9 protein-coding genes, 2 rRNA genes and 3 pseudogenes are annotated in these 14,009 nt (G+C 39.1%); 8 read left to right on the forward strand and 6 right to left on the reverse strand.

The features are described from left to right. From BHE89_RS19490 to BHE89_RS19510, 5 genes and pseudogenes are all read left to right on the forward strand, one after another. Nucleotides 1–156: ribosomal RNA gene (locus BHE89_RS19490) — 23S ribosomal RNA — on the forward strand; the annotation flags it as partial. A gap of 116 nt (nucleotides 157–272) precedes the next feature. Continuing rightward, nucleotides 273–388, forward strand: a 5S ribosomal RNA gene (gene rrf, locus BHE89_RS19495). 321 nt (nucleotides 389–709) lie between these two features. Beyond that, nucleotides 710–1,448 (forward strand): annotated as a pseudogene (locus BHE89_RS19500) ((Fe-S)-binding protein). Beyond that, entirely contained in the window at nucleotides 1,439–2,869 is a 1,431-nt protein-coding gene (locus BHE89_RS19505; RefSeq protein ID WP_128860741.1) for a LutB/LldF family L-lactate oxidation iron-sulfur protein, read from the forward strand. Before BHE89_RS19500 ends, BHE89_RS19505 begins: the two are co-directional and overlap by 10 nt. After that, nucleotides 2,862–3,554 (forward strand): LutC/YkgG family protein, encoded by a 693-nt coding sequence (locus BHE89_RS19510; protein ID WP_069369414.1) that lies wholly within the window; start codon nucleotides 2,862–2,864, stop codon nucleotides 3,552–3,554. The genes BHE89_RS19505 and BHE89_RS19510 overlap by 8 nt, the downstream gene beginning before the upstream one ends. Before the next feature lie 24 nt (nucleotides 3,555–3,578). Here the strand turns inward: BHE89_RS19510 and BHE89_RS24450 are convergent, their stop codons facing one another. From BHE89_RS24450 to queA, 6 genes and pseudogenes are all read right to left on the reverse strand, one after another. Then, complete coding sequence (locus BHE89_RS24450; RefSeq protein ID WP_458694248.1) at nucleotides 3,579–4,442, reverse strand: phosphoethanolamine transferase; 864 nt, start codon at nucleotides 4,440–4,442, stop codon at nucleotides 3,579–3,581. Continuing rightward, a pseudogene (gene secF / locus BHE89_RS24455) lies at nucleotides 4,443–5,405 on the reverse strand (protein translocase subunit SecF); the annotation flags it as partial. A gap of 10 nt (nucleotides 5,406–5,415) precedes the next feature. Continuing rightward, nucleotides 5,416–7,263: a protein translocase subunit SecD gene (gene secD, locus BHE89_RS19520; protein ID WP_074454090.1), complete on the reverse strand. Its 1,848-nt coding sequence runs from the start codon at nucleotides 7,261–7,263 to the stop codon at nucleotides 5,416–5,418. Between the two features lie 32 nt (nucleotides 7,264–7,295). Continuing rightward, nucleotides 7,296–7,631, reverse strand: a complete 336-nt coding sequence (yajC, locus tag BHE89_RS19525; protein ID WP_006535133.1) for a preprotein translocase subunit YajC — start codon at nucleotides 7,629–7,631, stop codon at nucleotides 7,296–7,298. Nucleotides 7,632–7,716: 85 nt separating this feature from the next. Continuing rightward, nucleotides 7,717–8,859: a tRNA guanosine(34) transglycosylase Tgt gene (tgt, locus tag BHE89_RS19530; RefSeq protein WP_036911729.1), complete on the reverse strand. Its 1,143-nt coding sequence runs from the start codon at nucleotides 8,857–8,859 to the stop codon at nucleotides 7,717–7,719. Between the two features lie 183 nt (nucleotides 8,860–9,042). Further along, nucleotides 9,043–10,115, reverse strand: a pseudogene (queA, locus tag BHE89_RS19535) (tRNA preQ1(34) S-adenosylmethionine ribosyltransferase-isomerase QueA). Between the two features lie 107 nt (nucleotides 10,116–10,222). Here queA and BHE89_RS19540 point away from each other — a divergent pair. From BHE89_RS19540 to ggt, 3 genes are all read left to right on the forward strand, one after another. Further along, nucleotides 10,223–10,810 carry an acyl carrier protein phosphodiesterase gene (locus BHE89_RS19540; protein WP_069368735.1) on the forward strand — a complete coding sequence of 196 codons (588 nt, stop codon included), beginning with the start codon at nucleotides 10,223–10,225 and terminating at the stop codon, nucleotides 10,808–10,810. A gap of 455 nt (nucleotides 10,811–11,265) precedes the next feature. Next, nucleotides 11,266–11,868, forward strand: a complete 603-nt coding sequence (locus tag BHE89_RS19545) for a peroxiredoxin C (protein WP_004247207.1) — start codon at nucleotides 11,266–11,268, stop codon at nucleotides 11,866–11,868. Nucleotides 11,869–12,166: 298 nt separating this feature from the next. Beyond that, nucleotides 12,167–13,927, forward strand: coding sequence for a gamma-glutamyltransferase (gene ggt / locus BHE89_RS19550; RefSeq protein WP_171729929.1), 1,761 nt, complete (start codon nucleotides 12,167–12,169; stop codon nucleotides 13,925–13,927). Nucleotides 13,928–14,009 lie beyond the last annotated feature (82 nt).

The raw sequence follows: 14,009 nt of genomic DNA on the forward strand, positions 1-14,009 counted from the left end.
AAGCATCTAAGCGGGAAACTTGCCTCGAGATGAGTCTTCCCTGTCACCTTGAGTGACCTAAAGGAACGTTTAAGACTAAGACGTTGATAGGCTGGGTGTGTAAGCGTAGCGATACGTTGAGCTAACCAGTACTAATGAACCGTGAGGCTTAACCTGACACACCGAAGGTGTTTTGTCAGAGAGACGAAACGATGAAGTAAGCTTGTTTAAGATTGATATTACTGGTGACGAACCGCTAAAAAGGTGAGTGACGGGTAATAAAACAGAATTTGCTTGGCGGCCATAGCGCAACGGTCCCACCTGATCCCATGCCGAACTCAGAAGTGAAACGTTGTAGCGCCGATGGTAGTGTGGGGTCTCCCCATGTGAGAGTAGGGAACTGCCAGGCATTAAATAAGACGAGAAAGCCAACCCAATGGGTTGGCTTTTTTGCGTTTATTATTTATGAATTTAAAAAATTTTATACTGATAGTTTAGCTATTCATCATTCTATAATAAGTTGTTTTTATTATAAATAACAATTTATAAATCTTTATATTTAACATTTACCCGCATTTTAAACATACCAAGTTATAAAAAAACACAGAATTAAACATATATTTAACAGCTTTTTTTGTGCCAGTATTAATTGTCATACAAATTAAAATAATAAACTAACGGTTTGAGTCAGTGTGTTGTTTTGCAAATGATGAGTAATAGGAGCATAAGCGTGGATGTTAATTTCTATGTAACTTGTATCGGGGGATGCTCTGAAATCCCAGATGGCGAAAGACAGTGTATTGCTGTTAGAAAAGTTAGGTTGTCGAATTCATTTTCTGGAAAAACAAGGGTGTTGCGGTCAACCAGCAATTAATAGTGGTTATATTCAAAATGCAAAACTGGCCATGAAAATGTTAATTGAGACATTTGAAGCTAATGAATTCCCTATCATATCCCCCGCTGGTTCTTGTACTTATGCAATAAAAGGTTATGCCAAATATCTTGCTGATGAGCCTGAATGGGCATTACGTGCTGAAAGAGTTGCTAATAGAATGTTTGATTTAACTTCTTTTATCGTAAAGCAATTAGACATTGTTGATGTCGGTGCAAGCCTTAATGGTAAAGCGGTTTATCATCCTTCTTGTAGCCTATTTCGTAAAATGGGCGTTAAAGAAGAACCTCTTATTTTGTTACGTCATGTCAAAGGGCTTGAGTTATTACCTTTTACGGACATGGAAACGTGTTGTGGGTTTGGGGGAACATTCTCTGTAAAAATGGCAGAGATCTCTGGTGAAATGGTGAAAGAAAAAGTACACCATATTATGGAAGTTAAGCCTGATTATTTAATTGGTGCTGATGTAAGTTGCTTATTAAATATTGGTGGGCGTTTAGAACGGGAAGGTCATCCTGTCAAAGTATTACATATTGCTCAGGTATTAATGAGCCATGAGGAGGAATTATGTCGTTAAGAACAAGTACTATTCCCTTCAAGGATTTAATTAATCGCCAAGTCCATGATGAAGTGATGCAAAAAGCAGTTGCTAATGCTCAAGAGACCATAGGACGTAATCGCCAAAAAATGGTGGATGAACTCGGTCATTGGGAAGATTGGCGTGATAGAGCAGCTCAAATTCGTGATCATGTATTGGCAAATCTAGATGCCTATCTATATCAGCTATCTGAAAAAATTGAACAACATGGTGGCCATGTATTTTTTGCTCAAACAAAAGAAGAAGCAACACAATATATATTAAATGTTGCGAAAGAGAAAAAAGCAAAGAAGATTGTTAAAGCTAAATCAATGGTGACAGAAGAAATAGGCATGAATAAAGCATTAGAAGATGCTGGTATTAATGTTATTGAAACCGATTTAGCTGAATTTATTCTACAACAAGCAAAAGATGCACCTTCTCATGTTGTTGTGCCTGCTATTCATAAAAATAGAGAGCAAATACGACAAATATTTCACGATAAGCTGGGTTATAACGGCTCTGATACACCAGAAGAGATGACTCGTTTTGTTCGCCAAAATATACGGGATGATTTTTTTACGGCAGATATTGGGATCACTGGGTGTAATTTTGCTGTTGCTGAGACGGGTTCTATCTGTCTAGTAACGAATGAAGGTAACGCTAGATTAAGTACCACATTACCTAAAACTCATATAGCGGTAATGGGAATGGAACGTATTGCTCCTACATTTAAAGAAGTTGATATCTTGATTACTATGTTAGCGCGTAGCGCTGTAGGGTTGCGTTTAACGGGGTATAACACTTGGCTCACAGGTCCTAGAGAAAATGACAACGTAGATGGCCCAGAAGATTTTCATCTTGTTATTGTTGATAATGGGCGTTCAAAAATCATTGGCTCTGAATTTAAAGATATTTTACGTTGTATTCGTTGTGGTGCTTGCATGAATACTTGTCCTGCCTATCGACATATTGGTGGACAAGGTTATGGTTCTATTTATCCAGGCCCTGTTGGCGCTGTTTTAACTCCGCTTTTAGGCGGATATAAAGATTTTAAATACTTGCCTTATGTTTGTTCATTATGTACAGCATGTGACTCTGTATGTCCTGTAAAAATACCATTATCAGGTCTCATTAAAAAACACAGAGCGGTTATGGTTACAGAAGGTATTACCCCAAAAACAGAACGTACTATTACCGATATCTTTAATTATGTTAATCGTCATCCTGCATTATGGAAAGTAGGGATGAATGTAGGTGCTCATGCAGCGAAATGGTTTATTAAAGATGGCAAAGTACCATTAAATATTGGAGCGTTAAAAGCGTGGACTGAAGCAAGAGATCTCCCTGAAGGTGATGGAGAAAGTTTTCGTAGCTGGTTTAAAAAAACATCAAAAAGAGGAGAAATAAGCAATGAATAATAACAAAGAAGCTTTTTTATCTCATCTTGCTTCTCAATTAGGTAGACCATTAAAAACTAATCCTGAAGTATTGCCTGTACCCGTTAATATGTATCCTGAAGAACGATTAACTGATCTATCAGAAGAAGATTGCTACCAGTATTTTCTTAACACCGCTAAGTTAGCAGGAAGTCGTTATGAACTTACAACACAAGATGCATTATCTCACACCTTACTTACACTGACTGAGAAGTATGGCGAACCTGTTATTTTAACAGGAGATCTGCGTTTAAAAGAGAGTGGTGCTATCGATTTATTATCACTGCATTGTGAAGTGCAAATTTGGGATCACCATCTCGGTGAAAAAAATATTGAATTAGTTAAGCGGGCTAAGGTTGGAATTGTATTTGCTGAATATGGGCTAGCAGAATCGGGAGGGGTGGTTTTATTTTCAGGGGCAGATAAAGGACGTAGTGTTAGCTTAATACCAGAAACCACGATTTTTGTTATTAAACGCAGTACCATTTTACCCCGAGTTGCACAGTTAGCAGAGAAGCTACATCAAATGGCTGAATGTGATATTAGAATGCCTTCTTGTATTAATATTATCAGTGGTCCTAGTTGTACCTCTGATATTGAGTTAATTAAAGTTGTTGGTGTTCACGGATCTTTAAATGCCATTTATGTTGTAATTGAAGACCGTTAATTGTTGTTTATAATGAGCCACATATTATTGTGGCTCTTGTTGCTCTGATCTCAAGTTATTATAATTTAACAAATTTTTATTACCATCAATAACGGTGATTGATGCTTTCGGACGATAGCACTCATTTAATGGTGAGTGACATTTTTGAGGAGAATGATGTTCTATTCCAAGCCAACTACTGAGTAACCAATAGTTATTTACCGTAGAATAAGGCTTATTTAAAACGTCATTATTGATAATAGGTTTAATAGATGATGGGCTATACCAAATGAACAAGGGGATGTCATACGCTTCTTTTCGTGGTGTATTGACACCATGATGATAACGAACCTCTCTATTTTTATCGAGACGCTGTAAAGCGTGATCTGCAAAGTAGAGAACAGTGGCTGGTTTATCTTTCACTCTCTCGATGATGTCATTAATTAATTTATCTGTATATGCGATAGAGCTGTCATAGCAGTTATCATCATCTTCTTGTGTAAACTTTTTCAAATACTGACTTGGAAATCGATTACAGGCCGGCTCATGACTACCATATGTATGTAAGATGATTAATTTTTTCTGTGTAGATGGCTCATTGAGAGCTTTATCTAAATAAGGTAGTAGCTCCTCATCATAACCGATAAATTCATTCCACTTTTTATTTTGGGCCATATTAGCAATGACAGAAATAACACTGGTTTTTTGATTGCCTTCACCTTGGTTACTTAGCCAATATGTTTTAAATCCAGCATGATTTGCGAGGGAAACAATATTGTCAGCGTAATGATTTTTATCTTGTAATTGTTCTAACCCTATATTTGAGAGTGAAATTGGTACAGAAAGAATGGTTACTGGTGCTGGAGAATACACTTTATTGAATAGAATAAGATTACTCTTTTCTTTCATTAGATTAGTTGTCTGATCGGCACCCTCTTTTTCTACTTTTTGTACAATCAAGTGTTCACGTTTCATTCCCATTTTCAGTGCTAATGCAGAAGCCACATAAATAGAAGAAATAGTACCGATTGAAACACCGATTAACATAACTAAAGAGAAGCCTTGTAGCATTGAACCACCAAAGATATACAGCATTAATACAACTAATAATGTTGTTGCTGATGTCATGATGGTACGGCTTAATGTCTGTGTAAGAGAAACGTTCATAATTTCATATGATGTTCCTCGACGAATTTTACGGAAATTCTCACGAATACGGTCAGATACAACAATACTATCATTCAGTGAGTAACCGATAACAGACATCAATGACGCCACAATGGTTAAGTCAACTTCTATGTGGAATAGTGAGAGTACACCCAGTGTGATCACTACGTCATGCGCAAGCGCAATAACCGCGCCTAACGCCAAACGCCATTCAAAACGGAATCCAACATAGATAAGAATACAGATAAGTGCTGATAACAACGCCATTGCACCTGTTTGAGCCAATTCACTCCCCACGCTCGGCCCAACAAACTCAATACGTTTTACCACCGCATCGTTATCAACTTCAGCATTGATAACATCGATAACTTTCTTACCTAATTCTTGACCCGCCTGTCCTTCAACAGGAGGCATTCGCACCATAATATCGCGACTGCTACCAAAGTTTTGTAACAGAGGATCTTTAAAGCCCGCTGTATCTAGGCTATCACGCATTTTATCAAGGTCGGCTGGTTGACTGAGATTGATCTCAATTACTGTACCACCTGTAAAATCCAGTCCCCAGTTAAATCCTTTCACGGAAATGATAGCGATTGATGCTATCAAAAGCAGAAACGAAATACTAAAGGCGACGTTGTCCCAACGCATAAAGTCAATGACTCTACGACCATGGTTTAATTGTTCAACAGTATAATCCTGTGCCACAACGTGCTCCTTAAATAGACAGTTTCTTAACGCGTTTACCACCATACAGCAGGTTTACAATCGCACGAGTACCGACGATAGCGGTAAACATGGATGTTGCAACCCCGATTGCCGTTGTGATAGCAAAGCCTTTAATGGAGCCGGTACCGACTGCATAAAGGATCACAGCTGTAATTAATGTGGTTAAGTTCGCATCAATAATACTGGAGAAGGCACCTTTATAACCTTCATGGATGGCTTGTTGTACTGATCGACCATTACGTAATTCTTCTTTAATACGTTCGTTTATCAGTACGTTGGCATCGACAGCGACGGCAAGTGTTAAGACGATACCCGCAATACCCGGCATGGTCAGTGTTGCGCCCGGTAATAGTGACATTACCCCAACGATTAACACTAAGTTTGCCATTAATGCGGTACTCGCAATCACACCAAATTTACGATAATAAATTATCATAAAGGCAACAGACGCAATCAGACCCCATAAACAAGCTTCTAAACCTTGGGTAATATTTTGCAGACCCAAAGTTGGACCAATCGTCCTTTCTTCCACGATTTGAATAGGTGCAATCAACGCACCTGCACGTAATAACAGAGATAACTGGCGTGCTTCATTCGCATTTGAAATACCCGTAATACGGAAGCTATTTCCTAAACGACTCTGAATATTCGCAACGTTGATGACCTCTTCGCTTTTAACCAATATGGCACGGTCATTCTCATCGCGTTTACCGCTGTCTTTATACTCTACGAACAGTGTTGCCATCGGTTTACCGACGTTATCTTTCGTAAAGTTAGACATGATAGAACCACCCGCGCTATCAAGTGAAATATTCACTTGAGGTTGACCATATTCATCAGCCTGAGAGGTTGAATCTGTAATGTGGTCACCGGTTAAAATAACGCGTTTATAAAGAATTGTTGGTCTACCTTCACGGGTATATTTCACTTCTGAGTCGCCCGGAATACGACCTGTTTCTAAAGCAGAAGGATCAATGGTGGTATTGACTAAACGGAATTCTAATGTTGCTGTCGCACCTAAGATTTCTTTGGCACGAGCGGTATCTTGGATACCCGGTAATTCAACAACAATTCGGTCAGCGCCTTGACGTTGAACTAATGGCTCAGCAACACCTAACTGGTTAACACGATTACGTAAGATAGTGATGTTTTGCTGTACAGCATATGTACGCGCATCACGTAAACGTTCGTCAGTAAAAATAGCTCTTAATGAGTTATTTGCGCCATCTCTAAAAATGAGATCCTGATTACGACGAGTTAGGTAATCTGAAGCTTTAGAGCGATCATCCGCATTACGAAAACGGATTTCAACACCATAGTTATCAGTTTTACGGATAGATGAATACGGAATGCCTTCGTCACGTAATAATGTACGTAGACTTTCAACATTTTGTTCCTGAAGTTTACCTAACGCGGTTTCCATATCCACTTCCATCAAGAAGTGAACACCACCACGTAAGTCTAATCCCAGTTTCATCGGCTCACCGCCAATGGCTTCTAACCATTTTGGTGTTGCCGGTGCAAGGTTAAGTGCAACAATGAACTGGTCGCCTAAGGCAGGCAACAACACTTCACGAGCACGTAACTGAATATCAGGGTTACCGAAACGAGCCAAAATCGCACCATTTTCAAGTGCAATAGATTTCGCTTCAATTTTTTCTTTATCTAATAAAGATCGAACTTGATCCAGTGTTTGCTCATTGGCGGCGGTTCCCCGCACGCCAGTGATTTGAACAGCCGGATCCTCACCATATAGGTTAGGAAGTGCGTAAAGCAGACCGATGAGGATAGCGGCTATCAACATCAGGTACTTCCACAAAGGATAACGGTTTAGCACGGCAGTTCCCTTTTCCCTTTGGGGAAATGTTATTAAATAGCTTTCATTGTGCCTTTCGGTAATACAGCGGCAACAAAGTCACGTTTGATAGTTACTTCAGTTGTTTCATTCAGAGCAACAACGATATAGCCGTTATCTGAAACCTTAACAACACGACCAATTAAACCACCCGTCGTTAAAACTTCATCACCTTTACCAATAGAATCCATCAGTTTACGGTGTTCTTTAGTACGTTTTTGCTGTGGACGTAGGATCATAAAATAGAAAATCAGAATAAAGATCACTAACATCGGTAAAATAGACATAAAGCTAGCTTCAGGTGCTGCTTGTCCAGCAGAAGCAACAGCATCAGAAATGAAAAAACTCATTCACTTTTCCTCATTGTTGTCGATATCGACGATATTCAAGTTATAAGCCCAATATCATACACAGAATTGGGCTTTCTCGTATACATTATTCACACTTAGTCGCACTGCCATTTAGCGGTGGAACAGGTTTTCCAATACGTTCGTAGAATTCGTGTACAAACTCTTCAAAACGTGAATCTTCAATAGACTGACGAATTTCAGCCATCAAACGCTGATAATAACGCAAGTTGTGGATAGTGTTCAGCCTTGCACCTAAAATTTCGTTACAACGATCAAGATGATGTAAATAAGCACGGCTATAATTTTTACAGGTATAGCAGTCACAATGTTCATCAAGTGTTGATGTATCAGAGCGATGTTTCGCATTACGAATTTTAATGACACCATCGGTTACAAAAAGATGGCCATTACGTGCATTTCGTGTTGGCATCACACAGTCAAACATATCAATGCCACGACGAACACCTTCAACTAAATCTTCTGGTTTACCCACACCCATTAAATAACGCGGTTTATTCGCAGGAATTTGCGGGCAGACATGTTCTAAAATACGATGCATATCTTCTTTAGGCTCACCGACTGCAAGTCCGCCGACAGCGTAACCGTCAAAACCAATTTCGACTAGCCCTTTTACTGAGATATCACGTAAATCTTCGTAAACACCGCCTTGAATAATACCGAATAATGAATTTTTGTTATTGAGTTCATCAAAGCGTGCACGACTACGTTTAGCCCAACGTAATGACATCTCCATTGAGTTTTTCGCATAATCCCAATCTGAAGGATATGGCGTACACTCATCAAAAATCATCACAATGTCAGAGCCTAAATCGTATTGGATTTCCATTGATTTTTCTGGGCTTAAGAAAATCTTTTCACCATTAATAGGATTACGGAAATGAACCCCTTCCTCTTTAATTTTACGCATTGCGCCTAAACTAAAGACTTGAAAACCGCCAGAGTCCGTTAAAATCGGGCCTTGCCATTGCATAAAATCATGTAAATCACCGTGTAACTTCATGATTTCTTGACCTGGACGTAACCATAAATGGAAGGTGTTACCTAAAAGAATTTGTGCACCCGTTGCTTTCACTTCTTCAGGTGTCATTCCTTTTACTGTGCCGTAAGTCCCCACTGGCATAAAGGCAGGTGTTTCAACAACACCACGTTCAAAAATAAGGCGGCCGCGGCGAGCATTACCGTCGGTTTTATCTAATTCGTATTTCACTCATCCTCCAAGCATCAGAAAAACAGTCCAATGCGCAATAAAAAACAGCACATTCTAATCATTTGTTAGACGGCTGTATATGTTACTTCAACAAAAACCCATGCTTAGTCAAAGAGATCAAACAACAAAATTGAAATAACAATTCATAAAACGAAGAAAAACGTTAAAAAGAATAATAAATCTTTATTCTTGTCCTACTTTTTCATTGATAGCTAAAGGATTACGCGTAATAAACATCGCATCGCCATAGCTGAAGAAGCGATACTTTTGCTCAACCGCTTCTTTATAAGCATTCATGGTATTTTTATATCCAGCAAAAGCAGAAACCAGCATGATTAAAGTCGATTCTGGCAAATGGAAATTCGTAATCAATGCATCAATAATTTGATATTGATAACCTGGATAAATAAAGATTTGAGTATCATCAAAGAAAGGTGCAATTAACGCATCGTTTGTTGCCTTTGCCGCACTTTCTAACGAACGAACAGAAGTTGTTCCCACTGCAATCACGCGATTGCACGTGCTTTACATGCTAATACAGCATCAACCACATCTTGTGGCACTTCTGCGTATTCAGAATGCATTGTGTGTTCTTCGATATTATCAACACGCACAGGTTGGAACGTCCCCGCCCCCACATGCAGTGTGACAAATGCCATCTCAACGCCTTTTTCTTTTAAGGCTTGAAGTAAGGGTTCATCAAAGTGTAACCCTGCCGTAGGTGCTGCAACCGCACCAGGACGCTCATTATAGACCGTTTGATAAAGTTCTTTATCAGACTCTTCATCAGGACGATCAATATAAGGAGGTAAAGGCATATGCCCAATGCTATTCAGAATAGTAAGAACATCCCTTTCATCATCAAAGCGAATTTCAAAAAGTGTATCATGACGCGCAACCATCGTTGCTTGTACACTTTCATCTTCACCTAGTACCAGCGCAGCACCTTCTTTTGGTGATTTAGAGGCTCTAACATGAGCAAGAACGCGATGTTCATCAAGCATACGCTCAACTAACACTTCGATTTTACCACCTGACGCTTTACGACCATAAATACGCGCAGGGATCACGCGAGTATTATTAAAAACCAGCAGATCACCTGCATTTATTTTATCTAACACATCGGTAAAAATACCGTGTGATAAAGCCCCCGTCTCCCCTTCTAAAGAGAGCAAACGACATCCACTGCGTTGAGGTTGTGGATAGTGAGCAATCAAGGCTTCTGGTAATTCAAATGTAAAGTCTGATACACGCATAATTAAACGACTACTTTCATAAAAAACAGGCGGACTAGTCTAGTGCTGCCAGCTTATCAGTGCAAGAAAGAAGCCCTTTTTTATTCAAAAGGCGCTATGATGATGAGATGAATTATCTTGCTCACTTACATCTCGCCTTTAGAGCAAAAAGCTCTCTATTAGGCAATATGATGGCAGATTACGTTAAAGGCGCGCCTAGCTCTGATTACAGTCAAGCTGTTATTGAGGGCATTCGTATGCATAGACGCATTGATGTACTCACTGATACTCACCCATTAGTCAAACAGGCTCGTCTTTTATTTCCTGATGAATATCGCCGAGTTTCACCAATTACTTTAGATGTTTTTTGGGATCATTTCCTTTCTTTGAATTGGTCAACATTTGAACCGAATATACCGTTGGCTAAATTTGTCACCAATGTTCGAAATATTATCGAACCTGATTTATGGCAAACACCTGAGAAATTCCAAGAACTTAATGAGTATCTATGGCCACAATCTTGGTTAATTCGGTATGCTGACAAAGCATATATTGCCCAAACATTGAAAGGCATGGCAAGAAGAAGACCACGATTAAGTGCACTAGCGGGCTCTTATATCGTACTCGAAACACATTACGATGAATTAAGTAAGATCTTTTGGCAGTTTTATCCACAATTGCTAGAAAGAGCACAGCATCACCAACTTGATGACTGATACATTTTAACTACTTATTTTAGTTTTCATTTCTTTTGTCATATTGTAGGATTATATTTGATATATCAAAGAGATGCTCAGTCCATTTATGATATTATTCGTAACGGTTTGTTAACAAACATAGTATTCATTTCCAAAGTTGATTAGAATGAACGTCATACAAGGAGCCATAAATAATCCGACTTTATTGTATTAAGTTAATAGCTATAATCTATTAAATAGATTGTTCTGTTTGACTTTATCGATAGCGATTGATTATTTATGCTGTATGCATCATTTAAAAACAAGGTATACACCCTAAATTACTCTAAATAGTTCGAGGTGTAGCTAGGCGACAAGTGAATGAGTCACTAGGAGCATACAAAAGTATGTGACTAGTGCGAATAAACGCAGTCAACAACGCTACAACTTGAAATATGACGAGTATAAACTCTTTCAATTTACAGGAGTACATTATGGTTCTGGTTACTCGCAAAGCCCCTGATTTCACAGCTGCTGCCGTTTTAGGTAATGGTGAAATTGTTAATGATTTCAACCTGCATTCATTTATCAAAGGCAAACCTGCCGTTATTTTCTTCTGGCCAATGGATTTCACTTTCGTTTGCCCTTCAGAACTGATTGCATTCGATCACCGTTTTGAAGAGTTCCAAAAACGCGGTGTTGAAATTATCGGCGTTTCTATGGACTCAGAATTCGTACATAACGCATGGCGTAAAACGGCCATCGATGATGGCGGTATCGGTGAAGTAAGATACCCAATGGTTGCTGATATCAAACATGACATCATCAAAGCATACGGTATCGAACACCCAGAAGCGGGCGTTGCGCTACGTGGTTCATTCTTAATTGACAAAGAAGGCGTTGTTCGTCACCAAGTCGTTAACGATCTACCATTAGGTCGTAATATTGATGAAATGATCCGTATGGTTGACGCACTGCAATTCCACGAAGAGCACGGTGATGTTTGCCCTGCACAGTGGGAAAAAGGTCAAGAAGGTATGGGCGCATCTCCAGACGGCGTGGCTAAATACCTGAAAGCAAACTCTGGCAAACTGTAATATCTCAGTAAGCTAATATCTTTCTAAGAGCCTGTGAAAACAGGCTTTTTTATTCTTATTTTACCTATCTATTTCTTTATCACGTCCCCTCATTACCTTTATAAATTATACATTAGTTTATTATTTTCCAACTTAAAGAACGTTTTGTGATCATCACATCAAAAAAAAATTCTCCTCACTAATAACCCTCCTATACTTATTGTTATGCAATTGTTAATTAACATTAATAATTGTGTATATATATCTATTTTTATTCGCTTTTATTAAAGATAACTCCCTGTTATTAACGGAGATAATGATGATTACTATAAAAAAAACTCACCTGCTCTTACTTACCACACTCTTTTCACCCGCACTCTATGCGGCTTATGAGCCTGCTGTTGAAGCGCAACACGGCATGGTGGTTTCTTCTCAACATTTAGCCTCTCAGGTAGGAAATGATATTTTACAAAAAGGAGGTAATGCGATTGATGCCGCCGTTGCTGTTGGTTATGCGCAAGCTGTTGTAAATGCCTGCTGCGGTAATATTGGTGGCGGTGGTTTTATGACAATACACCTTGCTGATGGTACCAATACCTTTATTAATTTTAGAGAAACCGCACCTGCCTCTGCCTCTAAAAATATGTATTTAGATAAAGACGGTAATTTAATTAAAGATGCCAGCTTATACGGTTATCTCGCCTCAGGTGTACCCGGTACAGTAAAAGGGTTGAATTCAGCATTAGAGAAATACGGTACGTTATCTCGCCAAGATGTTATGGCACCTGCCATTAAACTTGCAAGAGAAGGCTATATTTTAACGCGAGCTGATACTGATGTGTTAGAAACAACAACAGAACGCTTCAAACAAGATCCTGAGTCGGCAAAAATCTTCTTAAAACCCGATGGAACACCTTGGCAACCTGGTGATCGCCTAATTCAAACTGATTTAGCCAATACATTGGAACTTATTGCCAACCAAGGTTCTGAAGCATTTTACCAAGGAGAGATCCCTAGAAAAGTTGAAGAAGCGTCGAAACAACATAATGGTCTATTAACTCAAGAAGATTTTGCAAACTTCACTATTACCGAAACGCCGCCCATTACCTGTACTTATCGAGGTTATGAGTTTATTTCTGCGCCACCTCCAAGTTCAGGTGGGGTCACTATCTGCCAAACACTGAATATTTTGGAAGGTTACGATCTTAAATCGATGGGTTTTAATTCAGCTGAATATGTTCATACTCTAACGGAAGCAATGCGTCATGCTTATATGGACAGAAACACGTTTCTTGGTGATCCTCAATTTATTAAAAATCCAACAGAAAAGTTATTAAGTAAAATTTACGCCACAGAAATACGCCAACAAATTAAACCGAATAAAGCCACACCATCAGAAAATGTACAACCGGGTATCGCTCCTCATGAAAGCCCAGAAACTACACACTACTCAGTTATAGATAAAGAAGGTAACGCAGTATCAACCACTTATACTATAAATGGTCGTTTTGGTGCCGTTGTTATTGCTCCCGGAACTGGTTTTTTTCTCAACAATGAGATGGATGATTTTACAACCAAAGTCGGCGAAAAAAATCTCTATGGTTTAGTGCAAGGTGAACGCAATAGCATTGCACCATTAAAACGCCCATTGTCATCAATGAGCCCAACGATTGTGACGAAAGAAGGCAAACCATTCCTTATTTTAGGATCACCAGGCGGTTCTCGTATTATCTCCATCACCTTACAAACTGCGCTGAATATCATTGAATTTGGTATGCCACCACAAGAAGCGGTGAATAGTCCCCGTATTCACCATCAATGGTTACCCGATGAGGTTTACTATGAGCAACGAGGATTATCAAAAGACACGTTAGAAAAGCTCTCTACAATGGGATATAAAATGGTAGAACAAACCCCATGGGGAGCGGCTGAACTTATTATGGTCGGACTCCCCGGAGAAAAAGGGGTGATCCCAGCTTCATCAGGTAATGATTCCGCAGTTTCTGGTACAGTGCGTGAAGGTTATCTTTATGGATCAAATGATGTTCGTCGCCCCGCAGGTAAAGCGGTGGGTTACTAACCATAAAATCACATAATAGAGCAGACAAAAGAAACCTTCTCTTAATTAGAAAAGGTTTCTTTTTTTATAAAAATGATCTAGT

The sequence above is a fragment of the Shigella sp. FC1967 genome (assembly GCF_001743005.1).
Lineage (GTDB): Bacteria > Pseudomonadota > Gammaproteobacteria > Enterobacterales > Enterobacteriaceae > Proteus.

Excerpts from the sequence above, each read along its gene's own strand:
- BHE89_RS19505 (WP_128860741.1), top strand. The coding sequence starts at position 1,439 with ATGTCGTTAAGAACAAGTACTATTCCCTTCAAGGATTTAATTAATCGC.
- BHE89_RS19510 (WP_069369414.1), top strand. The coding sequence starts at position 2,862 with ATGAATAATAACAAAGAAGCTTTTTTATCTCATCTTGCTTCTCAATTA.
- BHE89_RS24450 (WP_458694248.1), bottom strand. The coding sequence starts at position 4,442 with ATGAAAGAAAAGAGTAATCTTATTCTATTCAATAAAGTGTATTCTCCA.
- yajC (WP_006535133.1), bottom strand. The coding sequence starts at position 7,631 with ATGAGTTTTTTCATTTCTGATGCTGTTGCTTCTGCTGGACAAGCAGCA.
- BHE89_RS19540 (WP_069368735.1), top strand. The coding sequence starts at position 10,223 with ATGAATTATCTTGCTCACTTACATCTCGCCTTTAGAGCAAAAAGCTCT.
- BHE89_RS19545 (WP_004247207.1), top strand. The coding sequence starts at position 11,266 with ATGGTTCTGGTTACTCGCAAAGCCCCTGATTTCACAGCTGCTGCCGTT.
- ggt (WP_171729929.1), top strand. The coding sequence starts at position 12,167 with ATGATTACTATAAAAAAAACTCACCTGCTCTTACTTACCACACTCTTT.